Source organism: Nocardiopsis metallicus, assembly GCF_014201115.1.
Lineage (GTDB): Bacteria > Actinomycetota > Actinomycetes > Streptosporangiales > Streptosporangiaceae > Nocardiopsis > Nocardiopsis metallicus.
Window position 1 is genome coordinate 6,360,401 of the sequence record NZ_JACHDO010000001.1, and the last position, 26,502, is coordinate 6,386,902.

19 protein-coding genes, 1 tRNA gene and 1 pseudogene are annotated in these 26,502 nt (G+C 69.2%); 16 read left to right on the top strand and 5 right to left on the bottom strand.

Going from position 1 to position 26,502, the window contains the following annotated elements:
* Positions 1-23: 23 nt before the first annotated feature.
* The 5 genes and pseudogenes from HNR07_RS28015 to HNR07_RS28035 all read left to right on the top strand — a co-directional run bounded on the left by HNR07_RS28015 (position 24) and on the right by HNR07_RS28035 (position 5,096).
* A complete protein-coding gene (locus tag HNR07_RS28015; protein WP_184368228.1) occupies positions 24-2,096 on the top strand; it encodes a heavy metal translocating P-type ATPase in 2,073 nt (690 codons plus the stop codon).
* 143 nt (positions 2,097-2,239) lie between these two features.
* Positions 2,240-2,377: pseudogene (locus tag HNR07_RS36235) on the top strand (metal-sensing transcriptional repressor); the annotation flags it as partial.
* Between the two features lie 143 nt (positions 2,378-2,520).
* Entirely contained in the window at positions 2,521-2,868 is a 348-nt protein-coding gene (locus HNR07_RS28025; protein ID WP_184368231.1) for a hypothetical protein, read from the top strand.
* A 307-nt stretch (positions 2,869-3,175) separates the two neighbouring features.
* Positions 3,176-4,147 (top strand): C40 family peptidase, encoded by a 972-nt coding sequence (locus HNR07_RS28030; RefSeq protein WP_184368234.1) that lies wholly within the window; start codon positions 3,176-3,178, stop codon positions 4,145-4,147.
* 295 nt (positions 4,148-4,442) lie between these two features.
* Positions 4,443-5,096 carry a DUF305 domain-containing protein gene (locus HNR07_RS28035; protein ID WP_246420539.1) on the top strand — a complete coding sequence of 218 codons (654 nt, stop codon included), beginning with the start codon at positions 4,443-4,445 and terminating at the stop codon, positions 5,094-5,096.
* 127 nt (positions 5,097-5,223) lie between these two features.
* Here the strand turns inward: HNR07_RS28035 and HNR07_RS28040 are convergent.
* A protein-coding gene (locus HNR07_RS28040) for an IS3 family transposase (RefSeq protein ID WP_184371482.1) occupies positions 5,224-6,422 on the bottom strand; the annotation gives its coding sequence in 2 pieces (ribosomal slippage) (positions 5,224-6,179 and positions 6,179-6,422; 1,200 coding nt in all).
* A gap of 726 nt (positions 6,423-7,148) precedes the next feature.
* Here HNR07_RS28040 and HNR07_RS28045 point away from each other — a divergent pair.
* The 3 genes from HNR07_RS28045 (at position 7,149) to HNR07_RS28055 (ending at position 9,749) form a co-directional block, all read left to right on the top strand.
* Positions 7,149-7,586: an XF1762 family protein gene (locus tag HNR07_RS28045; RefSeq protein WP_184368236.1), complete on the top strand. Its 438-nt coding sequence runs from the start codon at positions 7,149-7,151 to the stop codon at positions 7,584-7,586.
* A gap of 207 nt (positions 7,587-7,793) precedes the next feature.
* Positions 7,794-8,042, top strand: coding sequence for a hypothetical protein (locus HNR07_RS28050; protein WP_184368238.1), 249 nt, complete (start codon positions 7,794-7,796; stop codon positions 8,040-8,042).
* A gap of 3 nt (positions 8,043-8,045) precedes the next feature.
* The gene (locus HNR07_RS28055; protein WP_184368241.1) at positions 8,046-9,749 is read left to right on the top strand and encodes a recombinase family protein; all 1,704 of its coding nucleotides are present in this window, start codon (positions 8,046-8,048) and stop codon (positions 9,747-9,749) included.
* Here HNR07_RS28055 and HNR07_RS28060 read toward each other — a convergent pair.
* Positions 9,731-9,815, bottom strand: a tRNA-Leu gene (locus tag HNR07_RS28060). The two genes, HNR07_RS28055 and HNR07_RS28060, sit on opposite strands and share 19 nt — an antisense overlap.
* Before the next feature lie 136 nt (positions 9,816-9,951).
* Here HNR07_RS28060 and HNR07_RS28065 point away from each other — a divergent pair.
* From HNR07_RS28065 to tmk, 6 genes are all read left to right on the top strand, one after another.
* Positions 9,952-11,274: a M20/M25/M40 family metallo-hydrolase gene (locus tag HNR07_RS28065; RefSeq protein ID WP_184368243.1), complete on the top strand. Its 1,323-nt coding sequence runs from the start codon at positions 9,952-9,954 to the stop codon at positions 11,272-11,274.
* Between the two features lie 244 nt (positions 11,275-11,518).
* On the top strand, positions 11,519-12,586 hold the full coding sequence (locus HNR07_RS28070) for a hypothetical protein (RefSeq protein WP_184368246.1): 1,068 nt from the start codon (positions 11,519-11,521) through the stop codon (positions 12,584-12,586).
* Positions 12,587-12,743: 157 nt separating this feature from the next.
* Positions 12,744-13,352, top strand: a complete 609-nt coding sequence (locus HNR07_RS28075; protein ID WP_184368249.1) for a chaplin family protein — start codon at positions 12,744-12,746, stop codon at positions 13,350-13,352.
* A 320-nt stretch (positions 13,353-13,672) separates the two neighbouring features.
* The gene (locus HNR07_RS28080; RefSeq protein WP_184368252.1) at positions 13,673-15,052 is read left to right on the top strand and encodes a hypothetical protein; all 1,380 of its coding nucleotides are present in this window, start codon (positions 13,673-13,675) and stop codon (positions 15,050-15,052) included.
* Between the two features lie 693 nt (positions 15,053-15,745).
* Complete coding sequence (gene topA, locus HNR07_RS28085; protein ID WP_184368255.1) at positions 15,746-18,574, top strand: type I DNA topoisomerase; 2,829 nt, start codon at positions 15,746-15,748, stop codon at positions 18,572-18,574.
* Positions 18,575-18,849: 275 nt separating this feature from the next.
* Positions 18,850-20,967: a dTMP kinase gene (tmk, locus tag HNR07_RS28090; protein ID WP_184368258.1), complete on the top strand. Its 2,118-nt coding sequence runs from the start codon at positions 18,850-18,852 to the stop codon at positions 20,965-20,967.
* 126 nt (positions 20,968-21,093) lie between these two features.
* On the opposite strand, the gene HNR07_RS28095 is transcribed toward tmk, so the two are convergent.
* Together HNR07_RS28095 and HNR07_RS28100 are read right to left on the bottom strand one after the other, a co-directional pair.
* Complete coding sequence (locus HNR07_RS28095; protein WP_221318962.1) at positions 21,094-22,014, bottom strand: hypothetical protein; 921 nt, start codon at positions 22,012-22,014, stop codon at positions 21,094-21,096.
* Positions 22,015-22,071: 57 nt separating this feature from the next.
* Positions 22,072-23,007, bottom strand: coding sequence for a TetR/AcrR family transcriptional regulator C-terminal domain-containing protein (locus HNR07_RS28100; RefSeq protein WP_184368266.1), 936 nt, complete (start codon positions 23,005-23,007; stop codon positions 22,072-22,074).
* Between the two features lie 159 nt (positions 23,008-23,166).
* On the opposite strand from HNR07_RS28100, the gene HNR07_RS28105 reads away from it, so the two are divergent.
* Positions 23,167-24,381 carry an FAD-dependent monooxygenase gene (locus HNR07_RS28105; RefSeq protein ID WP_184368269.1) on the top strand — a complete coding sequence of 405 codons (1,215 nt, stop codon included), beginning with the start codon at positions 23,167-23,169 and terminating at the stop codon, positions 24,379-24,381.
* A 77-nt stretch (positions 24,382-24,458) separates the two neighbouring features.
* Here the strand turns inward: HNR07_RS28105 and HNR07_RS28110 are convergent, their stop codons facing one another.
* Positions 24,459-25,034: a peptidoglycan-binding domain-containing protein gene (locus HNR07_RS28110; RefSeq protein WP_184368272.1), complete on the bottom strand. Its 576-nt coding sequence runs from the start codon at positions 25,032-25,034 to the stop codon at positions 24,459-24,461.
* A 260-nt stretch (positions 25,035-25,294) separates the two neighbouring features.
* Here HNR07_RS28110 and HNR07_RS28115 point away from each other — a divergent pair, with 260 nt between their 5' ends.
* On the top strand, positions 25,295-26,467 hold the full coding sequence (locus tag HNR07_RS28115) for a DNA polymerase III subunit delta' (RefSeq protein ID WP_184368276.1): 1,173 nt from the start codon (positions 25,295-25,297) through the stop codon (positions 26,465-26,467).
* The last annotated feature ends 35 nt before the right edge of the window (positions 26,468-26,502 follow it).

Below are 26,502 nucleotides of genomic sequence, written 5' to 3' on the forward strand. Positions count from 1 at the left end.
GGGGTGAATGAAGGAGAACGGGCATGAACTCCACGCCAGACAACCCTCCCACCACCCGTGAGGAGCACACCGGCCACCACGACCACGCCGCTCACAACGGACACAGTGATCATGTGGGTCAGTTCCGGCGGCTGTTTTGGATCATGCTCGCCCTGGCCCTTCCGGTGGTGGGCTTCAACGAAATGTTCGCCCACCTGGTCGGCTACCAGCTGCCAGATGCCGTGTGGGTCTGGTGGATCTCCCCGATCCTGGGAACGCTCGTCTACTTCTGGGGAGGCCAGCCCTTCCTGGTCGGCGCGGTCTCTGAGATCCGCTCCCGAAATCCGGGCATGATGCTGCTGATCGGCCTGGCGATCACCGTGGCGTTCATCGCGTCCTGGGGCGCCAGCCTGCGCATCCTCGACCACGAACTGAACTTCTGGTGGGAACTGGCCCTACTGGTCGTCATCATGCTGCTGGGCCACTGGATCGAGATGCGCTCCCTGGCACAGACCACCTCCGCGCTCGACTCGCTCGCCGCCCTGCTGCCCGATGAGGCCGACAAGCTCGACGGCGACGAGGTCGTCAAGGTCGCCCCCGCCGATCTGCTGGTCGGTGACGTGGTCATCGTCCGCCCCGGTTCCTCGGTTCCCGCCGACGGCAAGATCGTCGATGGTTCGGCATCGATCGACGAGTCCATGATCACCGGAGAATCCAAACCCGTGCGCCGCGGGACGGGGGAGCACGTCGTCGCCGGTACGGTCGCCACCGACTCCGGGCTTCGAGTCCAGGTCACCGCCGTCGGCGACGACACCGCACTGGCCGGGATCCACAAGCTCGTCACCGACGCCCAGGCCTCTTCCTCTCGTGCCCAGCGCATCGCGGACGTGGCCGCCGCGTGGCTGTTCTGGTTCGCACTCGCAGCCGCGGCGATCACCGCAATCGTGTGGTCACTGTTCGGACTGCCCGACATGGCGGTGGTGCGCACCATCACGGTCTTGGTCATCGCCTGCCCCCATGCACTCGGCCTGGCGATTCCACTCGTGGTCTCCATCTCCACCGAACGCGCCGCCCGCGGCGGCGTGCTCATCAAGGACCGCCTCGCCCTGGAGTCCACACGCACCGTGCAGGCGGTGCTCTTCGACAAGACCGGAACCCTGACCAAGGGAGAGCCCACGGTCACCGCCATCGAACCCGCCGAAGGACGCGACCAGGACGAGGTCCTGGCCCTGGCCGCCGCCGCCGAAGCCGACAGCGAGCACCCCTTGGCCAGGGCAATCCGGGACGCCGCTACCGCCCGTGAGCTGCGTCCACCCAAGGCCAGGGACTTCTCCTCCTCCCCGGCGGTCGGTGTCAAGGCCACCGTCGAGGGCGCGGTGATCGAGGTCGGCGGACCCCACCTGCTCCAACAGCGCGACGTCACCGAGCAGCCGATCGCCAGCCGGTGGCGCGCCGAAGGCGCGATCATCCTGCACGTCATGGCAGACGCCCAAGTGATCGGAGCGTTGCGCCTGGCAGACGAGATCCGGCCCGAGTCACGCGAGACCGTCGGCGCCCTGCACGCCGCGGGTCTGCAGGTGGTGATGATCACCGGCGACGCCCAAGCCGTCGCCGACACCGTCGCCAAGGACCTGGGCATCGACCGCGTCTTCGCCGGTGTCCGCCCCGAAGACAAGGCCGCCAAGGTAGCCGAGCTCATGGGCGAGGGCAAGAAGGTCGCCATGGTTGGCGATGGTGTCAACGACGCGCCCGCCCTGGCCCAGGCCGACGTGGGCATCGCCATCGGTGCCGGCACCGACGTCGCGATCGGCTCCGCGGGCGTCATCCTCGCATCCTCCGATCCCCGCTCGGTGCTCTCGGTGATCGAACTCTCGCGCGCTTCCTACCGGAAGATGAAACAGAACCTGTGGTGGGCCGCGGGCTACAACCTCATCTCCGTTCCGCTGGCAGCCGGCGTCCTCGCACCCATCGGTTTCGTCCTACCCATGAGCATCGGCGCGATCCTGATGTCCGCCTCCACCGTCGTGGTCGCCCTGAACGCGCAGCTCCTGCGGCGCCTCGATCTCGCCCCAGCACACAGTGCGGCACGCTTCACCGGAAGCGGCGTCTCTGGATGAGCGGTGACGGCATGCGCGAGGAGCCAGACTGGTCCCACCGATCGGGGATTTCCACGGTGGCCGCCATGACCAAGAGCGCCCACGGATGCTTCAGCGACAAGGTGCGCTCCCTCGCCCCCGGGCGCATATAGGGCCAGACCCGCGGCATCCACCGTGTGATCGACAAGGGCTCCTACCGCATAGGCACTCTCGCTCGGATCAGCGCTCTCACCAGCGCGTTGGAAAACGTCGCCCTCGGCCTGCTCGGTGAGCACCGCCAACACGGGCTACGACGCAGATAGAGGGTCCGCGGGCGTGTGGAGTCCCGGATCCGGCACGCGTTCACCCGGAGGGTGTGCGAGACCTCGACGAATTGAGTAAGGTCGAAACCATGCCGGTAGCCGCTCAGCGAACAGCGCCACGACACTGGACCAGAGTCGTGTTCATGATGCTGCTCGTGCTCGGCGTAGCGGTCGTCTCCCTGTGCCACACCGACGCGGCGCCGTACGAAGGCTCGGTTTCCGCGGCCGTCGTTTCAGAGCAGGCCGATGCTCATGGCAGCCCCCACGCGGAGCGTGATGAGGGGCACTGTGACGAGACCGACGTGCTGGCCGACCAGCGCACCGGTTCGCTCTCGGCGTCTCTCCTGTTGGGACTGGGCTTCTTCGCTTTCCCGGGGTTGCCCGTACTGCCTCCGAAGGTGACACCGCTTCCCCGCTCGGCTCGATCGCACCGTGTGCTTCCCCTTGGAGGAACCAGGGCACTCGTGTCCTTGTGCGTTCGCCGCGTGTAGACCGCCCGGCCCGCAGCCGCCTGCGCGAACCCGGGCGGCCCCGCACCGTACACACCGGTGCTGAGACGCCCTGTCCAGCCTGAGCCAGGTAGTTCCCAGCGCGGCCGGGCGGCCCGAGGACCGTTGTGCACGCGCCCTCTCACCGCCTTCGCCCGTGATGCCCGCTCCTTGTCCCCTGACGCCTAGGCGGTTCACGGGCGGCCTTGCCGTACACCCCTTTCCCTCCCTCAGCCATGCCCTCGGGGCATGGCCCCCTGACGCCGAGGTCCGTATGAAGAACGAGCACCGTGTGAGTGCCAGGAGTCTGATGTTCGCCACTGTGGCCTGTGTGGCCGCAGGTGGCCTACTGCTGCCCACCGCTGTGGCTAACGCCGAGCCCGAACCCACCAAGGAAGAAGTAGAGGAGCGGATCGAGGAACTACTCCAGGAGTCCAGCACGCTCGTCCAGGAGTACAACGAGGCACAGGAGCACTACGAGGCGGTCAAAGCGAAGGCCGAGGAGACCGACGGCCAGATCGGCTCCGAGGAGGAGCGCTATGGAGAGTTGCGCTTGAAGGTTGTTGAGCTCGCAAGCGCCAGCTACCAGTCCAACGACCCCGACTCGGTGACCGCGGCACTGTTCGTGGACGATCCGTCGCAGATCTACGAGCAGTCCGCCGACTTGTCCTACCTCTCCGAGGCGCGAAGACTGGATCTGGAGGCCTTCGCTGAGAGCGATGCGCGGCTGATCGCCCTCAAAGCCGACGCGGAAGAGGCCTACGACGAGGCCGCCGAGCAGCTGGAAGAGCTCGAACAGCGCCAAGGGGAAGTGGAGGACAGCCTCGCTGAGCAGGAGGAGTTGCTCGCCACCTTCGAAGGGGAGAACCCCACGGCGGGGGGCGAGTCACAGACGGGTCCAGCTCCGGCCTACACCGGCTCTGCCTCGGGTAACGCGCGTGCTGCCGTGGAGTTCGCCTACAGCAAGATCGGTACGCCCTACCTATGGGGTGGAACCGGGCCCAACGGCTATGACTGTTCGGGGCTGACCCAGGCGTCCTGGGCTGCCGCCGGGGTGAGCATTTCCCGGACCACCTACACCCAGTTCGACATGCCCAACTCCGTGGGTTGGGAGGACATCCAGCCGGGCGACATCCTCTTCTTCTTCCCGGACCTGGGCCACAACGGCCTCTATGTCGGCAACGGTCTGATGGTGCACGCCCCCAGCAGCGGCAAGACCGTCTCCGAGGTACGGCTCGCTGACTACTGGGCACAGCACTTCGTCGGTGCCCGACGACCCTGACAACCACCAAGGGGGCAGCGTTGAAGTCATTCGTGAAGGCCGATGGCCGTGCTCACCAGCGTGGCCTCCGGAGCCTTGCCATGTCGGTCCGGCAGGGCCTCCTCCCCCAGCGCCGGTTTCTGTGCCCGGGGATGGGGCTCGCTCTGCCCGGGGTTCTCTGACCGGAGGAAGCACATCGCTACGGGTCGCGAACGAGTTCAGCGGCCACGGAGCACCAGCACCGAAAGGTACGTACAGACACCGCGCCCGGGCCAGGTGCCACACGGCGCGGCAACGCAACAGAAGGGATAGAACGATGATGACACTCCTGAAGAAAGCTCTGATGCTCGTGGCGGCCGCCTTCGCCGCCACGGTCTTCCTGGCCGCGTGCGGGGGAGCGGAGGAGGACTCCGCTCCTCCGGCTTCGGAGACCTCCGAGCAGGGCGACTCGGAGTTCAACGACGCCGATGTCATGTTCGCCCAGATGATGATCCCGCACCACGAGCAGGCCACCGCCATGGCGGAACTGGCGCAGGGGCGGGCGGGGGACGAGGTCCAGGCGCTGGCCGAAGACATCAAGGCCGAACAGGGGCCCGAGATCGAGCAGATGAACGCTCTCCTGGAGGCGTGGGGCCACGAACCCATGGAGGACATGGAGGGTATGGACCACGACGGCATGGCCGGCATGATGTCCGAGGAACAGATGGCAGAGCTGGAGACGGCCGAAGGTGGAGAGTTCGACACCATGTTCCTGGAGATGATGATCGAGCACCACGAGGGCGCCATTGACATGGCTCAGACACAGATGGTCGAGGGCACCAACCCCGAGGCGCGTGCTCTGGCCCAGGACATCATCGACGCGCAGCGAGCCGAGATCGAGCTGATGAACGAGATGCTCGGATCCGGGGCAGGAGACCAAGAGGGCGATGACGATGAGTCACCGTCCGAGGAAGGACACGACGGGCACTGATGTGTGCTGGTGGTGCCGGTTTGCCCAGACCGGCACCACCCGTTGTCCTCCAGCCGAGTTGGACTGCGGCACGGCCGCAAGCGGGTTGATGTTGCTTCAGTTCGGTAGACACCTGTGAGCTGGGGTTTTACGCGGCCTGAGACAGCGCCGCAAGCCTGTCTTGAGCAACTTCGGTGTGGCGACGTTCATACTCAGCCGGGCTGAGCTGACCATTGGCCGAATGCCGCCGCCAGGGGTTGTAGAACCCCTCGATATAGGAGAACACCTCCCGCTCCGCATCCGCCCTGGTGGCGAAACGGGTGCGGTCGATCAACTCGGTCTCCAACGACGCGAAGAAGCTCTCGGTGACGGCGTTGTCGTAACACGACCCCGTCCGCCCCGTCGAGGGAGCGATCCCTGCCTCTTCGCAGCGGCGACCAAAGGCCAGACTGGTGTATTGCGATCCCTTGTCCGAGTGATGGATCAGCCCCGGACCGGGACGGCGGGCGGTCACCGCCATGGCCAGCGCGTCGCAGACCAGATCGGCGCGCATGTGAGGGGCCATCGCCCAGCCCACGATGCGGCGCGAGAACAGGTCCATCACCACCGCCAGGTACACCCACCCCTGGTCGGTGGGCACGTAGGTGATGTCCGCGCTCCACTTGGTGTTGGGGGCATGGGCGGTGAAGTCACGACCGACCAGATCCGGTGGGGCTGTGGCCATCCGGTCCTGGGAGGTCAGGCTTTTGCGGCCGGTGCGGCGGTGGACCCCGACCAGGCCCTGGCGGCGCATCAGCCGGGTGATGCGGTTGCGTCCAGCGCGGATGCCGTCGAGCTCGGCCAGGTCGGCCTGGAGCCTGGGGGAGCCGTAGGTGCCGCGGGAGCGCTCGTGGTGGCCCTGGATGCGCTCGGACAGGTCAGCGTCGGAGCGTTCCTTGGCCGTGGGGCCGTCCTGGATTCGGTGGTGGTGTTTGTAGTAGCCCTGCCGCGATACGCCGAGCAGCCGGGACATCAGGGAGACGGAGTGGCGTGTCTTTTCTTCGTCGATCAGCCGGAACATCACCGACTGGTCTCCCGGACGAAGAAAGCCGTGGCCTTGCGCAGGATCTCGCGCTCTTCGCGCAGCTGGGCGTTCTCTCGGCGAAGGCGGGCCAGTTCGGCCTTGTCATCGCTGGTGGTGCCCTCTGCCTGGCCGGAGTCGATCTTGGCCTGATTGATCCAGGTGCGGATCGTCTGGGCCGAGGGTTCGAACTCAGCTGCCAGGTCCTCGGGGCTACGGCCGGAGCGGGCCAGCGCGATGATCTGATCGCGGTACTCCGGCGGGTACGCAGGGCGGGTCTTGGGCACTTCAATCTCCTCGTTCAATGACAAAGTATCCGAAAGCGGACACCTGTCCACCGAACCGAAGCAAGATCACTTCATCCTCGCCACGCCTGCTTCCCACACCACAAGCCCGCGACAGCGACCGGGGCGGAACCGACCCTGCCCGACGACGCGCCAGCGGACGACAGGTCAACCTCACCGACCTCATCACCGTGTGGTCACCTCCAGCACCGTGCACGAGCGATACCGCCAGCTGCACGACTCATCCCAGGCACGCACAGTGTCCAGCACTTGCGTTCGACCCACCCAAGCTCCTGCCCACCCCACGGGCCTCGGACACCGGAACCGCTGGACGACGTGCAGGGAACGGTTTCCGTCCTCCCTTGAGTCAGGTTGTTCTCGAACTACTGCTTGGCCCCGATGCCAAACAGACAAACACGGCCCCGGACACCAATCCTGCGGCTTCGACTGGGGGATCTATGCCCCCGCCATCCACCGCTGGGAGCGCGCGCTCGGACGACCCGCACCCCAGCCCCACGAACGAGGACAGCGGGGACGACCCCGCCTGAGCCCTCAGTGGGTTGAGTGGCTGATGGGTCTCCCCTCGGGGTGGGTTACCGACCCGGAACTCGGCATGCCGCGTCGTGCTCAACTCCACGCCCTCGGCAACGGTGTGGTGCCGCAGCAGGCTCGGCTTGCCGTGCGGCACCTGCTCGCCGAGATGGCTCATGCCGAAGGGGGAGGTGCGGCATGGGACTGACACTGGTGCCCGTGCCGTTCGCCGAAGCGAAGGCGTTCATCGATGTGTGGCACCGCCATCTGAAAGCGCCCCGCGGCCACAAGTTCAGCCTCGGCATTGCCGATGACGACGGGGTTCTGGTCGCTGTTGCCGTGGTCGGCCGACCGGTCGCGCGCGGGCTCGATGACGGCCGCACTCTCGAAGTCACCCGGCTCGCCAGCGATGGCACACGCAACACGTGCTCGATGCTCTACGCCGCCTCTTGGAGGGCCGCACGGGCACTGGCCTACCGGCGCCTGGTCACCTACACCCGCGCCGACGAAACCGGGGCGTCGCTGCGCGCCGCTGGGTGGAAACCGGTCGCGGCATTGCCGTCTCGGGAGGGCTGGCATCCACCCCGGCGGCCACGGGCCGAAGGAGTTTCGAGAATCCGCTGGGAGGCCCGATGAGAAGGGCGCTCCTACCGGTTGCCTGGTCCGTCTCGTTGCCGCTCGGTATGCGGTCCCATCTCGCTGCCATTCCACCATGCGGCGTCCCGGGGCTCCAAAGCCGTCGGCATCACCACACGAGCGGGGCATCGCGGCGGCAAGAGCGGCAATGCCGAGCGGGTGCCGGTATTGCCGCTCTCCGGGACCTTACCTCCGGGGGAGGTTTGTGTGTCTGAAGAGAAATATAAGGGCTCTGACCAGCTGAAACACTGTGAAAATGGTGCCGCTGTCACCTATCCTGAAGGGCACACCGACCCCGACCGCGTACGCAAGAGGGCTCCGACCGTGCACCCCCCGGAAGACCCACCGCACATTTCCCCCGAAGGGGCTCAAGCATTACTGAAGATCATCCGCAAAGCGTACGCACGGCGCATCGCCGACGACTTCGATCCCTCGTCAACCGACAGAAGGGCCTGAGACATGTCTACGGTCCAGCAGCCACTGGACTTCGCCTTCCTCGGACGCGTGTCCACCGAGGACAAGCAAGATCCTGAATCCTCGCGCAACTGGCAGAAAGCACGCGCCGAAACGCTGATCGGGCCCCGTGGGCGAATCGTGGCGGAGTACTTCGACATCGATCGTTCACGCTCGATCCCTCCGCAGCGCCGCCCAGAGGCTAGCCGTTTGTTGGACTCCCTCTCTGACCCCGGGCGAGGTTTCCAAGCGGTAGTGATCGGAGAACCACAGCGCGCTTTCTACGGCAGCCAGTTCGTGATGACAGCACCGGTGTTCGAGCACTACCGCGTACAGCTGTGGGTGCCTGAGATTGGAGGGCCCATCGACCCCTCCAATGAAGCGCACGAGCTGATCATGTCGATGTACGGCGGGATCTCCAAAGGCGAGCGGACCCGGATCAAGACACGGGTCCGTAGCTCCATGGCTGCTCAGGCCCTGCTAGAAGGCCGGTACCTGGGAGGGCGCCCGCCATACGGGTACATGCTCGTGGATGCGGGCCCGCACCCCAATCCCTCCAAAGCCGCTGACGGAAAGAGAATGCGGCGGCTGGTCCCAGATCCTCAGACGGCCGGGGTCGTGGCACGGATCTTCGCTGAGTACCTGCTCGGGCTGGGCATCTTTGCGATCGCCGAAGGGCTCACACGTGACGGCATCCCCTCGCCGTCGGCCCATGACCGCAAGCGCAACCGGCACCGCTCCGGGATCGCCTGGTCCAAGGGCACGGTCCGCGCCATCCTGAGGAACCCCCGGTACACCGGTCACCAGGTGTGGGCCAAACAGCGCAAGGACGAGGTTCTCCTCGACGTCAACGACGTCCAACTTGGCCACCACACCCTGTTGCGGTGGAACGGGGACGATGAGTGGGTGTGGTCGCGGGACCAGGTCCATGAGCCCTTGATCACCCACGAGGACTTCGCTCAAGCGAAGGCCCTGATGGGCTCACGTGGCCGGACCCCGGGCGGGGAGCACAAGACGCGTCGGACCCTGAACCCCTACCTGTTCCGGGGGGCATTCGAGTGCTGCCTGTGCGATCGAAGGATGCAAGGTCAGTGGTCCCATGAGGAGGCCTACTACCGCTGCCGGTTCCCTGAGGAGTACGCGTTGGCCAACAAGGTCCACCACCCTCGGAACGTCTACGTGAGGGAAGCCGACGTGGTTCCGGTGCTGGACAGGTGGATCGCCGCCGAGTTCGCCCCGGGCAGGATCGCAGCGACGGTGGACACGCTCATGAAGGAGGACACGGGAGAGGACGCCCGGAGAGCTCGTGAGGTCGCGGAACTTCGACAGACGATGTCTGAGTGCGACCGCAAGCTCAAACAGCACCGTGCGGTGCTGGAGGCCGGTGCCGATCCCGTAGAAGTCACGCAGTGGATGAACGAGACCAAGGCCGAGAGATCAGCCGCTGAGGCCAAGGTGCACCGTCTGGAACGGACACCGAAGAAGGCCGGTAAGGACGACGTCATGAAGATGGTCAACGACCTGGGCGACATCGCCCGAGTGCTCGGTGAGGCCGAGCCCTGGGACAAGGTCGAGCTCTACCAGGGTTTGGGCCTGCGGATGCGCTATGACCCCGTGAAAAACAGCGTGCGGGCCGAGATTCATCTCGACCCGCATCAGAAGTCCAACGATCCCCGTGGGGGGATGGTTCGTGTCCGAGGGGGGACTTGAACCCCCACAGCCTTAACGGCCACTAGCACCTCAAGCTAGCGCGTCTACCTATTCCGCCACCCGGACCGGGCTGTTCGGCGTGCATCGCTCCGAACAGGTTTAACCATAGCAAAGGTCTGGGGGCTTCCGAACCAGTTTTCCGGCGGGGGGTGGTCGTGACAGGCTCTAGGGCAAAAGGTGCGGCCGGAGACGGGAGAGCCAGATGGTGGATCCAGGTAAGGAACTGAGCGCGGGCGAGGTCGAGGTCGTCGACCTGTGCCGGGAGCTCATCGAGTTCGACACCTCCAACTACGGCGACCATTCCGGTCCGGGGGAGCGCAAGGCGGCGGAGTACGTCGCGACCAGGCTCGACGAGGTCGGGGTGGAGTCGCGGATCTACGAGAAGCACCCCGGGCGCAGCAACGTGGTGGCGCGGATCACGGGTGAGGACCCCTCGCGGCCGCCGCTGCTCATCCACGGGCACCTCGACGTGGTTCCGGCCGCGCCCGAGGACTGGACCCACCACCCCTTCGCCGGTGAGGTCGCCGACGGCTGCGTGTGGGGCCGGGGCGCGGTCGACATGAAGAACATGAACGCGATGGTGCTGGCGATGCTGCGGCAGCGGCTGCGCGAGGGGCGCAAACCGCCGCGGGACATCGTGCTGGCCTTCCTCGCCGACGAGGAGGCCGGCGGTACCTGGGGCGCCCAGTACCTGGTGGACGAGCACCCCGAGCTGTTCGCCGACTGCGACTCCGCGATCAGCGAGGTCGGCGGTTTCTCCTTCACGGTCAACGAGAACCGGCGCCTGTACCTGGTGGAGACCGCGGAGAAGGGCATCGCGTGGATGAAGCTCACCGCGCGCGGCACCGCCGGGCACGGTTCGATGACCAACCGGGACAACGCCGTCACCGAGCTGGCCGCGGCCGTCGCGCGGCTGGGGCGGCACGAGTTCCCGGTGCAGCTCACCCCGACGGTGCGGACCTTCCTGGAGGAGATCTGCGAGGAGTTCCAGATCCCCTTCGACGAGAAGGACGTGGACGCCACGGTGGCCCGGCTGGGCCCGATCGCCAAGATGATCGGCGCCACGCTGCGCAACACCCTCAACCCGACGGTGCTCGGCGGCGGCTACAAGGCCAACGTCATCCCGGGTGAGGCCACCGCTCAGGTGGACGGGCGCTTCCTGCCCGGCACCGAGGACGAGTACTTCGCGAAGATCGACGCACTGCTCGGCCCGAAGGTCAGCCGCGACTTCATCCACCACCTGCCCGCCGTGGAGACCTCCTTCGACGGCGGTCTGGTGAACGCGATGTCGGAGTCCCTGCTGGCCGAGGACCCGGGGGCCAAGGCCGTCCCCTACTGCCTTTCGGGCGGTACGGACGCCAAGAGCTTCTCCCGGCTGGGCGTGCGCAACTACGGTTTCGCGCCGCTGAAGCTGCCGCCGGAGCTGGACTTCGCCGGCATGTTCCACGGGGTCGACGAGCGCGTCCCCGTGGACGGCCTCCAGTTCGGTGTGCGGGTGCTGGACCGTTTCATCGGCATGAGCTGACCCGCTGTGTTGACCTAAATTCCGACGGGTGCTGGCCGAATCTTTTGGGGCCAGACTCCGCAAAACCGGACCAACCGCGCCGGGAACTTCTCGGCGCGGTTGGTTTTTTCGCGCACTGTCACTCAGGGTGATGCTACGGTTTCTTTCAGTTCGACGTTGCCCTGTGTTCTGGGGCTTCGTGGAGCGACCGTTCGCGGCGCCGCCGCACGGGACCGTTCAGTGACAGCGAAACGAAGGGGCATCCATGGTGCTCGCGAGCCGAGGGTGGCTGGTCTCAGCCAGTCGCGCTGCTCGCAACCCCCGTGGTGCCTACGCCCGTTTGCTGATCCTGTCCGGAATCGTCGCCGTGGCCTGGCTGGCCGGGGGAGTGGGTGTCGCGCACGGCGAGACCTCCACCGAATCCGGCGGGCTCGGCAACCTCGGTGGCAGTGTCCTGGGCGTCGGCGAGATCACCGACCGCACGGGGCAGGCCGCCGGAGAGCTCCGGGAGACCCGCCTCTCCGACACGGCCACCCGAGCCGCTTCCTCCACCGGAGCCCTCACCGAGACCGTCGTGCCGCAGGCGTCCGCGCTTCCCGCGAACGCGCTTCGGGAGACCGGTGTCAGTGCGGCGCTGGAGGAGAGCACGGTCGGCTCCGTCGCCAACGAGATCGTGCACGACACCGGCCAGGCCGTCGACGACACCGCACGCGGGGCCACCGGCCTCGTCACCGGGGTCGCCCGCACCGGCCAGGAGGTCGTCGAGTCCACGGACGGGTCCCTGCGCGAGAACGCGCTGGTGGACACCGTCACCTCGGGCCTGGCCGACACGGTCGGCCAGGGCGGGACCGACGCCGTGACCGAGAACGGGGGACCCCTGGGTCTGCCGGTCCTGGGTTCGGCTGAGGACTCCGCCTTCGCCACCCTGCCCGCCGACCAGCGTCCCGACGCCGATGCGGACGAGCGCGAGCGTGAAGAGCGTGAGCGTGAAGAGCGCGATGCCCGGGTGGCGCGTGCGGCCGACGAGATCGCCGCGCACGTGGTGGAGAACTCGTGGCGTGTGGCCGATGAGGCCGCCCGCAAAGCCGGGGACACGGCCGCCGGCGGGGAGTCCGCCGAGCGGATCCGTCTGATCGGCGGCGGTTCCTACCACCAGGCCGGGCCGGACACCACCGGTGCCTCCGCCCCGTCCTTCCAGGCCCCCGGCGCCGCCGGGTTCCTGATGGCCCGCTCCGAGCACATGGTGCTCCGGGCCCAGCGGGTCGCCCTGCCCGGCGACCCCAACCTGGTGGTCCGCGACGCCGCGGACGACCCCTCCTTCTCCCCCGACTAGCCGCGCTCCAGACCGCGGCCGGTCCGTGCGCCCTGCGCACAGCCGCCCCACCGAATCCGGTCGGGCGTGCTCTCTTCCCCAGGCTCCCACGCCGGGAAATCCGTCCGCGGTCCCTGAGGCACCAACAGACCTCTCCTCGTCGACCAAAGGACAGCCGATGACCCAGACAACCCACCTCCGACTCGCCGCGGTCCTGGCAGCCGGATTCATCGTTACCTCCCACGGCGTCGCCCTCGCCGACACCACGACCAGCGGTAACGGGTCGATCGGCGGCGGCAACCAGGTGGTGCTCGACGTCGACGCCCCGGTCAACGCCTGCGGGAACGCCGTTGCGGTCCTGGGCGTGGCCGGAGCCAACTGCGCCGGCGGCGACGCCAAGGTGACCGAGACCAAGACCCCGAAGGACCCCCACCCCGGCTACGAGGGCTACGACCCGGAGGAGCCCGAGGAGGAGCCCGAGGAAGAGGAGCCGGTCGAGGAGGAGCCCGAGGAGGAGCCGCGCGAGGAGGAGCCCGAGGAAGAGGAGCCGGTCGAGGAGGAGCCGGAGGAGGAAGAGGAGCGCGAGGAGCAGGCCGAGGAGGACAAGCCCTCTCCCGAGCCCTCCGAGTCCGCGTCTCCTTCCGCTCCGCCCGCCGACGAGAGCCGCCTCGCGGTCACCGGTACCGACCAGAGCGCCCTCGCCGGGCTGCTGGCCGCCGCGGTCCTGGCGGTCGCCGCGGGCGCCGGGCTCCTGCTCTTCGGCAAGCGCCGCAGGGCCCGCGCCTGACCAGCTTCCCGGGCCGCACGGCCCGGGGGTTGACGCGAGTCCCGCAGCACCGGCCAAGGCCATGTGCTCGGGGTTCACGTCAGCCGCCGTCCAACCAGGGCGGAGCTGATCGACGGGGTGTGAACGTCCGCACGCAGCCAGCGCAGACGGACGCGGCCGCACCCGACAGCCCGGCAGACCCGTACCGACCAGGTGCGGAGCCGACCGGATGATCCCCGGCCTTGGCCGAAGGCCCGCGCTCCACCCAGGGGCGTGGAACGGCCTGTGGCCCACAGCACGACACCTTCTCATCTACTCGTTCACTCGAAAGGACTTCCCACATGCGTAAGTGGGCTAGCACCTCCGCGAAGACCGTGCTCCTGGCGGCCGGCTTCGTGGCACTGGGCAGCGGCGTCGCCTTCGCCGACAGCGACGTGGCCACCAGCGGCAACGGTTCGGTTCTGGGCGGCAACCAGGCCGTCCTCAACGCCGACGTCCCCGTCAACGTCACCGGCAACGCGGTCGGCGCCGTGGCCGGGATCGCGGGCGCCTCCAGCACCGGCTCCGACGCCAAGGTGATCGACCGCCACCGCAACGAGGTGCACACCTCGGGCAACGGCTCGATCCTGGGCGGCAACCAGCTGGTCGTCGACGGCGACATCCCGGTCAACGTCTCCGGCAACGCGATCGGCGCCCTGGGCGGCGTCGCGGGCGCCTCCACCACCGACAGCGACGCCAAGGTCGTGCACGACGGGCACGGCCACAAGAAGGGCCACAAGAAGGGCCACAACCCGGACGTCGCCACCTCCGGCAACGGCTCGCTCATCGGCGGCAACCAGATCGTCGGCGACCTGGACGTCCCCGTGAACGTCTCCGGCAACGCGATCGGCGCCGTGGGCGGCGTCGCGGGCGCGGCGGCCACCGACGCCGACGCGATCGTCCGTAACAGCCACCACCACGGCGGCCACGGCAAGGGTCACGACAAGGGCCACGACAACGGTTACCACCACGAGGTCGAGCACCAGTCCGCTCCGGTGACCACGCAGGACCTGGTCGCCGAAGCCCTCGACAACGTCCAGCTCCTGCCGGACACCTCCGGTGTGGACGCGGGCGTCCTGCGCCAGTCCGCCCCGGTCGAGCACCAGTCCGCCCCGGTTCGCGAGCACCAGTCCATCGCCACCTCGGGCAACGGCTCCGTGCTCGGCGGCAACCAGGCGGTCCTGGACCTGGACGTCCCCGTGAACGTGGCCGGTAACGCGGTCGGCGCCGTGGGCGGCGTCGCGGGTGCGGCCGCCACCGACAGCGACGCGGTGGTCAAGGAGCCCAAGCGCCACATCGCGACCTCCGGCAACGGCTCCCTGGCTGGCGGCAACCAGCTGGTCGCCGACGCCGACGTGCCGGTGAACGTCGCGGGCAACGCCGTCGGCGCCGTCGCGGGCGTGGCCGGTGCCAGCGCGACCGGCTCCGACGCCAAGGTCGTCCACCAGAGCGCCGAGACCGAGCCCCAGTCCTCCGCCCTGGACAGCGTCCCGCTGGTCAGCGAGCTGCCCGAGGTCCCCGTCTCCGAGATGCTGCCGGTCGGCTACGACCTGAGCGAGACCGCCGCCCAGTCGGTCGAGGAGCACGCTCCGGAGCGGGCGCAGGAGCTGCCCGAGGCCACCGAGATCCCGTCCGTCGACCCGGTCGGTGACGTGCTGGGCGCCGTGGGCGTGGGCCTGTAGGGACCAGAACGGCTCCGCGAGGGGCCGAGCGGGGGGTGAGCCCGGACACGGCCACCCGTCGGACCAGGGGAGTGCGGCCTCCCGTTCCGTTATGGAACGCGGTGGACTGCGGGAAGCCGGACCCCCGGGCGCGGCGGTGGCGGTGCGAAGGGTCAGTGTCCCCGCCACCGGCACCCAGGTGCCGTAGACGTCCGAAGCACTGTGTTTCGAAGCGCAGGGTGTTCGAAACGCAGGTGGTGAGTCGCCTCCGCCCTCCCGTTCCGTTATGGAACGCGGTGGACTGCGGGAGCGCGGAGGTGGCGGCCACCAGCTGAAGGACGTGAGCCGAGTCCTCCCGGGAATATCCGGGAGGACTCGCCGCATTCTGGAGGCAGGGACACCCTGAACCCCTCAAGTGTGATGCAAGTCACTGCAGGAGGGTGTTCCAGGTGCTCGCCAGAGCCGGAAACGGTGCGAAGGAGAGCGCCGCCACGGCCGGTAGCGCACGTTGGGGGCCGGTACCGGTCCGGGTAGCGCTTATTCTGCGGGTGCCGGTGGGTAAGGGCTGGGAGTCCACGCGGGGTGAGCCCCGAATGAGGGATCAGGCCCGCTCACCGACGGGGGAGTGCCTGTAGTTCGGTTACTGTCGGTTCCCACGGGATCCGAAGGACCGCGGCCGACAGAACACGTAAGGCTAGACGTAGGGGAAACAGCGTGCCACCCACGAAGGGCAGCGCCGGCAAGAACGGCTCGAAGGACAAGGCAGGTCAAGGAGCGGGTACCGCTCTCGTCATCGTCGAGTCACCAGCCAAGGCGAAGACCATCGCCGGTTACCTGGGGCGCGGCTACGTCGTGGAGTCCAGCATCGGCCACATCCGCGACCTGCCTACCAAGGCCGCGGAGATCCCCGCCAAGTACAAGGGGCAGCCCTGGGCCCGGCTCGGCGTGGACGTGGACGGTGACTTCGAACCGCTCTATGTCGTCAACACCGACAAGAAGGCGCACGTCAAGAAGCTCAAGGAGCTCATGGCGGACGCTGACGAACTCCTACTCGCCACAGATGAGGACCGCGAGGGCGAGGCCATCGCCTGGCACCTGCGCGAAGAACTCAACCCCCGGATCCCCGTCCGCCGGATGGTCTTCAACGAGATCACCAAGGACGCCATCCAACACGCCGCGAACAACACGCGGGACCTGAACACCCGTCTGGTCAGCGCCCAGGAGACGCGGCGCATCCTGGACCGCCTCTACGGCTACGAGGTCTCCCCCGTGCTGTGGAAGAAGGTCATGCCGAAGCTCTCGGCGGGCCGCGTGCAGTCCGTGGCCACCCGGCTGGTGGTCGAGCGCGAGCGCGAGCGCATGGCGTTCACCTCCGCCGATTACTGGGACCTCAAGGCCGTCTTCGACGCCACCGACGCCGGTGCCGCCGAGGGGCCCTCCGCCTTCCCCGCCACGCTGGTCTCTGTCGACGGCAAGCGCATCGCCGCCGGCCGCGACTTCGGTCCCCAGGGCACGATCCGCGCCGACCGCGACGTGCGCCACCTGGACGAGGCGACCGCCCGGGGCCTGGCCGAGCGCCTTGCCGGGGCCGGGTTCGCGGTCAAGTCGGTGGAGCGCAAGCCCTACCGCCGCTCGCCGTACGCGCCGTTCCGCACCACCACCCTCCAGCAGGAGGCGTCCCGCAAGCTCAACCTGTCCGCGAAGCAGACCATGCAGGTCGCCCAGCGGTTGTACGAGAACGGGCACATCACCTACATGCGTACCGACAGCACCACGCTGTCGGACAGCGCGGTCAACGCCGCCCGGAACCAGGTGCGGCGCCTGTACGGCGGCGACTACCTGCCGGACAAGCCGCGCGTGTACGCCAAGAAGGTGAAGAACGCGCAGGAGGCGCACGAGGCGATCCGCCCCGCCGGCGACACCTTCCGCACCCCGAACGAGAGCGGCCTGAGCGGCCCCGAGTTCCGCCTCTACGAGCTCATCTGGAAGCGCACCGTCGCCTCCCAGATGAAGGACGCGGTCGGTGAGTCCGTCACCGTGCGGATCGAGGGGACCTCCACCGACGGCGAGGTCGCCGAGTTCAGCGCCAGCGGCAAGATCATCACCTTCCACGGGTTCCTCAAGGCCTACGTGGAGGGCTCCGACGATCCGGCCGCCGATCTGGACGACCGCGAGCGCCGCCTGCCCGCCATGGCCGAGAACGACCCGGTCAAGGCACAGAGCCTGGAGGCCGAGGGGCACAGCACCCGGCCGCCCGCGCGCTACACCGAGGCCAGCCTGGTCAAGGAGCTGGAGGAGCGGGAGATCGGCCGCCCCTCCACCTACGCCTCGATCATCGGCACCATCCTGGACCGCGGCTACGTCTTCAAGAAGGGCACGGCACTCGTGCCGTCCTTCCTGGCCTTCGCCGTGGTGCAGCTGCTGGAGCGGCACTTCGGCCACCTGGTGGACTACGAGTTCACCGCGCGCCTGGAGGACAGCCTCGACGACATCGCCAAGGGCGAGGCCGAGAGTCTGCCCTGGCTGCGCCGGTTCTACTTCGGCGGCCAGGACGCCCAGGGCAACGAGGAGACCGGTCTCAAGGCGCTGGTGGGCGACCACATCACGGAGATCGACCCCAAGGAGGTCAGCTCCATTCCGCTGCCCGGCACCGACATCGTGCTGCGGGTGGGGCGCTACGGCCCCTACCTGGACCGCGAGGGCGTCCGGGTGAACGTGCCGGAGGACCTGGCGCCGGACGAGCTCACCGAGGCCAAGGCCGAGGAGCTGTTCGCCCAGCCCAGCGGTGACCGGGAGCTCGGCGAGGACCCGGAGAGCGGCCACATGATCGTGGCCAAGTCCGGGCGCTTCGGCCCCTACGTCACCGAGGTCATCCCGGAGCCGGAGGAGCCCGAGGGCGAGACCAAGCCCAAGGCCAAGAAGGCCGCCAAGGTCAAGCCGCGCACCAGCTCGCTGCTGAAGAGCATGGACCTGGACACGGTCACCCTGGAGGACGCGCTGCGCCTGCTGTCCCTGCCCCGCGTGGTGGGCCAGATCGACGGCGAGGACGTCACCGCCCAGAACGGCCGCTACGGTCCCTACCTCAAGAAGGGCACCGACAGCCGCTCCCTGGAGACCGAGGAGCAGATGTTCACGGTCACCCTGGAGGAGGCCCAGGCGATCTTCGCCCAGCCCAAGCAGCGCGGGCGCCGCGCCGCCGCCCCGCCGCTGCGCGAGCTCGGCGAGGACCCGGCGTCGGGTGCCAAGATGGTGATCAAGGACGGCCGTTTCGGCCCCTACGTCACCGACGGGGAGGTCAACGCCTCCCTGCGCAAGGGTGACGAGGTCGAGTCGATCACCGACGAGCGCGCCGCCGAGCTGCTGGCCGAGCGCCGGGCCAAGGCGCCCGCCAAGAAGAAGGCACCGGCCAAGAAGCCCGCCGCCAAGAAGGCTCCGGCGAAGAAGACGGCCACCACCACGGTCAAGAAGGCGGCGGCGAGGAAGCCCGCGGCCAAGAAGACCGGTGAGCCGAAGACCACCGCGAAGAAGGCCGCCGAGGAGTAAGCGGGAACCGGGTAGGCGGCACAGCAGCAGGCAGACCGCGGTCACACGTACTCACCTGGGCGTTCCCACACCGAGCGCCCGGGTGAGTGGTGTACCGGGGTATCGCAACGGATACGCAACTTCATCCTCTGTTCGGGGATGATCTTCCGTACTACTGTGTGCCTGACGGATGGGGCCACTGAAACGTGTGTGACCCCGGACGTATCCCCCGAATTCCCTGGACAGGTGGTCACGCCTGTCAGTTCCTATCCCCCTCATCGATAATCTTGAGCGCTATGAGCAGATCTGCACCCCTGGGAGCGCCGGCCGAGGCGCAGAACGTCCTCGCGATCACACCCTTCAGAAGGCTGTGGATCTCGCTTTCCCTCTCCAGCCTCGGGGACTGGCTGAGCCTGCTGGCGTTGGTGTCCCTCGCGGCCATCTTCACCGCCGAAAGCTCCACACTCGTCCACTACCTGGCCGTCACCGGCGTCGTCGCCATCAAACTCGCCCCCGCGGTCCTGCTCAGCCCTCTCGTCGGGTCTCTCGCGGACCGGCTGGACCGGCGGTGGACGATGGTCGGCGGCGACGTGCTGCGCGGCCTCCTCTACGTCTCCATCCCGGTCGTGGGGCTGCTGTCCTCCGGCTTCGCGCTGCGGTGGCTGCTGATCGCGAGCCTGCTCGCGGAGATCGTCGCGCTCCTGTGGACCCCCGCCCGGGACGCCACCATCCCCAGCCTCGTCCCCAAGCGGATGCTCGGACAGGCCAACAAGCTGACCCTGCTGGCGACCTACGGGGCCGCGCCGGTCGCGGCCCTGCTGTTCGCGGCGCTGGCCTCGGTCAGCAACCTGCTCGGCGCGCTCGTGCCGTCCATGGCCAACCCCGAGGCGGACGTCGCCCTCTACCTCAACGCCCTGACGTTCTTCGGCGCGGCGATCGTCGTCGCCTCGCTGCCGCTGCCCAAGCACGCGGTGTCCAAGGGTTCGCTGAGCCCCAACCGGGACGCGAACACGATCCACGCGGTCCTCGCCGGTCGCACCGCGGTCGGCAGCGGCCCGCTGGTCCGCGGTGTGGTCACCGGCCTGGCCGTCACCGCGGCCGCGGGCGGCCTCGTCCTCGGCGTGGGCCGACCGCACGTGGAGAACCTCGGCGCGGGCAACGCCGGTTTCGGCGTCCTGGTCGCCGCGCTCTTCCTGGGCCTGGGGCTGGGCGCGGTCTCCGGGCCGCGCGTCCTCAAGCAGTTCAGCCGACGCCGCCTGCTCGGGCTGGCCGTCGTCCTGGCCGCGCTGGCCCTGCTGTTCACCGGCGCCATCTCCGACATGGTGCTCTCCGCGGTCCTGGCCCTCGTCCTGGGCCTGGGCGCCGGTCTGACCTGGGTGAGCGGAACCGGGTTGATCAGCGTGGAGGTGGAGGAGGAACAGCGCGACTCCGCGTTCGCCCTCCTGCACGGCACCGGCCGTCTGGCCCTGCTCCTGGGCGCCGTCCTGGCCCCGCTGGCCGCGGGGTTCGCCGGTGACCACGAGATCCCGCTGGGCGGACCGCTCGCCTACGACCTGTACGGCAGCGGCCTGGTCCTGATGGCGGGCGGCCTGATCGCGGTCATCGCGGCGGTCGTCGCCTACCGGCAAGCCAATCTGGACGACCCGGAGGCCGGGCCCGGTCTGCTCCCCGAACTCTTCGCGGCCCTGCGCGGGGTGACCCCCAAGGCCGAAGAAGAGGAGGAGGCCCGGCTCACCGGCGCCTTCATCGTGCTGGAGGGCGGCGAGGGCGCGGGCAAGTCCACCCAGGTGCGCGAGCTGACGGTGTGGCTGCGCGACCAGGGCTTCGAGGTGGTGGGCACCCGCCAGCCGGGCGCCACCAAGCTCGGTATGCGGCTGCGCGGCATTCTGCTGGACCGCGAGAACTCGCACATCACCGACCGCGCCGAGGTGCTCCTCTACGCGGCGGACAAGGCCGACCACGTCGAACAGGAGATCCTTCCGGCGCTGCGCCGCGGTGCCGTGGTGATCAGCGACCGCTACGTGGACTCCCTGCTCGCCTACCAGGGCGCCGGGCGCGACCTGGCGGTGGAGGAGGTGGGCGAGATCAGTGCCTGGGCCACGCAGGGCCTGGTTCCGGACCTGACGGTGCTGTTGGACGTGCGGCCCGAGGACGGCCTGTCCCGTCTGGGCGGCCCGGCCGACCGCATCGAGTCGGAGTCGGTGGAGTTCCACGCCCGGGTCCGCAAGGGCTTCCGCTCGCTGGCCGAGGCCAACCCGGACCGCTACCTGGTGCTCGACGCCCGGGAGCCGCAGGAGAAGATCACCCGGGAGATCCAGCGCCGGTTGCGTCCGCTGCTGCCCGACCCGATCGACTCCAGCTCGGAGGCGGTCACCGGCATGATCCCGGTGATCCGCCCCGAGCAGGAGGCGTAACAGCACGTGTAGCCGGGCGCCTGACCGGGCGCTGGACAGCGTCCCGAGAACGTACGAAGGGCCCCTTCCCGCGTTGGCTACCCCCGGGAGGGGCCCTTCGCGCTGTTCGGTCCGGTAAGGGCGGGGTCAGCGGGTGATGGTCCAGGTGCCCTGGGACTGGACCTCGATCAGGACGGTCCGCGGGGTCAGCGTGATCTGGCCTTCGTAGTCGCCGATCTCGTTGACCAGCGAACTGGTGCCGGTGTCGTCGTAGGAGCGCAGGGAGAAGTTGCTCGATCCCGTGTGGGTCACGTCCAGCCTGGAGAAGTTGTTCGGGGACCAGAGCAGCTGGACGACATCGTCACCGCTGCCGCCGTACTCCGTCTCGGTGGCCTCCCAGCGGTCCGCGGCCGACAGCGGCTGCAGGCTGATCTCCCAGTCGCCGTCGGCGTGGACCAGCAGGGCGTCGTAGTCGTCGATCATGCTCGGCGGCGTCAACAGGAGGCGCCCCTCGTACCCGCCGCCCCGGCGGATCACCTCCCATTGCGTCTCGGCCTCGGAGTCCACGGACCACACGGAGATGCCCCCGGCCCCCTTGTTGCTGATGGAGAGGAGCCGCGGCTCCTCGCTGGTCTCGATGTCGACGGTGGTCCGGCCGCTCCCGCTGAACTCCTGTACCTCGAATTCGGCGAACTCCGGCGGGGCGCCCGGGTCCTGGGGTCCGGCCTCGCCCCCGTCTCCGTCTCCGGGCCGGTCCTCGGGGTCCCGCGGTCCGTCCTGCGGCTCCTCGTCCCCCTCGGGCTCGACGGCCCCGGAGGGGGAGGGCGGGGGTTCGGCGGCACCGGAGGTTCCCCCGGGGCGCACCCACGCGAAGTACCCGATGAGGATGAGGACCAGCAGGAGCGTGCCCGCGGCGGCACCGCCGAGGGCGATCTTGGCGCCGGTGGACAGGCTTTCGGGCGGCACGGCCGGCCCGTACGGGGGCCGGTGGGGGCCGGAGGGGAAGCGCTGCGGCCCGGAGAGGTGCTGGGGGCCCTGCGGTGGCTGAGGGGGAGGTGGTTGGCTCACCGTCGCTCCGTACGGTCAGGGGGTGGAGTGGTTCATTACCGTCGCAAGCGGGGACCGTCAGCCCTCGGGCAGGAGGCCCAGTTCCCGGATCCTGGCCTCGGCTCCGTCAAGCAGGCGCTGGAGCCCGTACTCGAAGAGGGCGTCGAGGTCGTAGTCGAACCCGTGCGCCGACACGTACCGCAAGCCCGGGTAGTGGCCCGAGGCGACGAGTTCGGCGAGCCTGCCGGTCTGGGTGTCCATCCATTCGTCCGCGGTCAGGTCCGTGTCCTGTTCGGCCCGCCGCTCGGGCTGCAGGCTCATCGCCGTACCCCGGACGTACCCGGTGAGGGTGAGGTTGATGGACATGACCTCGTCGGCGTCGAGGCCGAGCCGGGCCAGGGGGCCGAGAGAGAACTCGCTGAACGCGATGGCGGACCTGGACAGATGCGGCCGGGTCATCGACAGCAGCGGGGCCGCCCACGGGTGGCGTTGGAACATTCGCCATGTCCGGTGGGCGCTGAGCTCCAGCCGGTCCCGCCAGTGGGCGGGCGGCCCGAGTGGCCACGGCTCCTCGTCGAACACCGCGTCGAGCATCGCCGTCAGCAGGTCCTCCCTGCCCCGGACATGCCGGTGCAGCTCCTTGGTCGGCACGCCCAGGGCGACCGCGACCCGGCGCGGAGCGGCCCCCTCCAAGCCGTCGCTGTCGGCGAGTGCGAGCGCCGTGCGCACGATCAGCTCCCGGGTCAGGGCGGGCGGTGCGGACCCGGGCTCCCTCTCACGCGGTACCGGGACGAGACGGGACTGCCGCACGAGCGTGCCCACACCCGGCTGGGTCGACACCAGTCCCTCGTCGCGCAGGTGGGCGATCACCTTGGTCGCGGTTGCCATCGCCACCCCCCACTCCCGGTGGATCTCCCGGGTGGAGGGGACACGGTCACCCGGGCGCAGCTCGCCTCGGGCGACGCGGTCGCGGATCTCCGCGGCGATCCTCAGGTAGGGCGCTTCGGGTTCCATCTGGCTCCGTCGGTGTACTAGGGCGTTCGCCGCCGGTGACCCGACGCCGGACCTGCGCCTTGACGCCGGGTGAACTAGTGCGGCCTTGGCCAGGGCCCGGCCGGGTCGTACAAGGATCGCATGTGGGGGGTCCCACAGTGGATGATGGGAGGTTACGGCATGCGTGGGCGAGAGATCCTGGTGTCGGGTGCGGGGATCGCGGGGTTGGCGCTGGCCTATTGGCTGCGCCGGTACGGGTTCGGGGTGACCGTCGTCGAACGCGCTCCTGAGCCGCGTACGGGCGGACAGGCCGTGGACGTGCGGGGAACGGCCCGGGACGTGGTGGAGCGGATGGGGCTCTTGGCGGAGGTCCGCGCTCACCACACCGGGACGCGCGGCATCGCCTTCCTCGACGAGAACGGGCGGCGGATGGCCCGGATGGGAGCCGACACGTTCGGCGACTCGGGTGGTGTCGTGGCCGATCTGGAGATTCTCCGTGACGACCTCCAACGGCTGCTCCACCGGGAGGCGCGCGAGGGGGTCGATTACCTGTTCGCCAACCACATCGTCGCCATGGCCGAAGGGGACGAGGGGGTTCGGGTCGACTTCGCCCACGGCTCGTCCCGGGTCTTCGACGTGGTGGTCGGAGCGGACGGTATCCGCTCCGGGGTGCGTGAGCTCGCCTTCGGTGACTCAGCCGGCCACCTTCGCGACCTCGGCCAGTACAGTGCGCTCTTCCGGGCCCGGCTGGACACGGACCTCGACGGCTGGGAGCAGATGTGCCTGTTGCCCGGGACCGGTACGACCAGGGGACGGGCGGTCGTGGTCTACCCGGTTGGCGAGGACGGGGAGGTCCGCGTGATGCTGATGTTCGCCGCTCCTTCGGCTGGCTGGGAGCGGAAGGGCGTCAGGGAGCAGAAGGACTATCTGGAGCGGGTCTACGCGGATGCGGGCTGGGTGGTCCCCGAGCTGATGGGATACCTGCGCCGCGCCGACGACCTTTACTTCAACCGGGACGCCCGGGTCCGTGCGCCGCGCTGGTCCGATGGCCGCTCCGTGCTGGTCGGCGACGCCGCCTGCGGAGGCTCGCTGGGGATGGGCACCAGCATGGCGTTCGTGGGCGCCTACGTGCTGGCCGGTGAACTGGCCGCGGCCGACGGTGACCACCGTGCCGCCTTCGCCGCCTACGAAAGGGCCCTGAGCGACTACGCTCGCGCCAACAGCAGGCGACCGCCGGGAGAGATCGCCCCGAACACCCGCTGGGGGATCCGCGCACGCGGTTGGATCCTGCGGACGGCGACCCGTGTTCCGGGCGGGGGGAAGCTCATGGGGGACATGCAGAGGACGGCGAACATGGTGAGCCTTCGTGACTACCCCGGCCCGGTCCGGAACTGATCGTGGCGCGACCGTGCCCCGGCCGGTGACCCACTCGTCCGGCCGGGGCACGGGGCTCCGGGGCCTCACCTCGGACGTCAGTCGTCGACGGAGACGTCGTCAGGGGTCATCAGGGCCTGGAAGGTGATCGGTCCGACGACGCCGTCGGCATCGATGCCCCGCACCCCCTGGAACTCGCGGACGGCGCCGTCGGTGGCCGGACCGAACCTCCCGTCGAGGAGGAGGTCGTAGCCGTACCCGGAGATCAGCGCTGTCTGGACCGCCTTGACCAGGTTGTTCTCGTCGCCCCGGCGCACCAGGCCCAGGTCTTCGGCGAGGGCCTCCCAGGTGGGGCGGCCCACCACGCCGTCCGCGGTGAGTCCCTGGTCCGTCTGGTAGTCCTCGACGGCGGCCGTGAGCCGCTCGTCGAAGTGCTCGTCGGCGTGGACGACGTCGAGGTAGCCGAAGTCGAAGAGCATGAACTTCACCACCGACACCTCCCAGCGGCTGTCGCCCTCCGAGAGGACGGGCCACGACGCGGCCTCGATGGCGGCGACCACCTCGGGAGGCGTGTTCGGGCCGTCGGCCAGCGCTGCCGGAGCCCCGGCGAGCCCGACCCCCGCGACCACGGCGCCCGACGCGATCAGCGTGGTGATTCCACGTGCGCTCGACATATGTTCCCCTTCCGTTGGCGGGCGGCGCCCCCGCGTCCGCCCTTACTGGAGAAGATCCTTGAGCGGGGACCCGGGTTTGCCTGCGGACCCCTTCTGACCTGGTCCGGCCATGCGGACAACCAGAGGGCGGGGGCCGCGTCGGCGGCCGCTGCACCGGGACGGGGGAGACGCTTCGGGGAAGGCCTGTGGAAAACGGATCGGGTGTCGGTGCGGGCTCCTATTGTGGAAGCCTGACATTCCATGCGGTCCGGGGGGAAAGCTTGACGGTCTTCGACGACCTCGTCGGCCAGGCGGCGGCGAGCGCACAGCTGAAGCGCGCCGTGGCCGGTGCGGCCGACCTCCTGTCCGGGGGGCGCGGCGCCGGCATGACCCACGCCTGGCTGTTCACCGGCCCGCCCGGCTCCGGCCGGGAGGAGGCGGCGCGTGCCTTCGCGGCCGCCCTCCAATGCCCGGACGGGGGCTGCGGACATTGCGACTCCTGCCACCAGGTGCTGACCGGCACCCACCCGGACATGCTCTACGTCCAGCCCAGCGGGCTGAGCTTCGGTGTGGCCGCCACCCGTGACCTCGTGCTCCGAGCCGGGTCCAAGCCGTCCGGCGGGAACTTTCGGATCGTGCTCTTCGAGGACGCCGACCGGGCCACCGAGGCCGCCTCCAACGCGCTGCTCAAGGCGGTGGAGGAACCCTCGCCGCGCACGGTGTGGCTGCTGTGCACCCCCACCCCGGACGATCTGCTCATCACCATCCGCTCCCGCTGCCGCCTGGTCACCCTGGCCAGCCCCGGCACCAGACAGATCGTCGACGCCCTCGTCCAGCGGGACGGGGTGGACGCGGTCACCGCCGAGGCCGCCGCCAGAGCCGCCGCGGGACGGGTGGACCGCGCCCGGCAGCTGGCCACCGACCCGGAGGCGCGCCGCCGCCGGGAGGAGGTCCTGTCCATTCCGGCCGGGCTGGACGGACTCGGCGCCTGTGTGACCGCGGCCGCGCGCCTGTTCGAGATCGCCGAGGAGGAGTCCAAGGCGCTCACCACGGCCCTCAACGAGAAGGAGAAGGACGACCTCAAGGCGGCCTTCGGCGAGGGTTCCACCGGCAAGGGCGTGGCCAAGGCGGTCCGCGGCGCGGCGGGGGCGCTCAAGGACCTGGACGAACGGCAAAAGCGCAGGGCCACCCGGATCAAGCGGGACTCCTACGACCGGGCCCTGCTCGACCTGGCGGCCTTCTACCGGGACGTGCTCGCCCTTCAGCTGGGCGCGACGGTGGAGCTGTCCACCGCCGAGCGCTCCGGCGACCTGCAGCGGATCGCCCGTTCCAGTACCCCTGAGTCCACGCTCAGAAGGATCGACGCGATCATGGACTGCCGCGGTCGGATCGCGGCCAACGTGCACCCGCAGATCGCCATGGAGGCGATGACCTCCGCGCTCCTGGCGGGCTAGGACACGAGGCGGGACCGGGGCGCATCCCGGCCCTC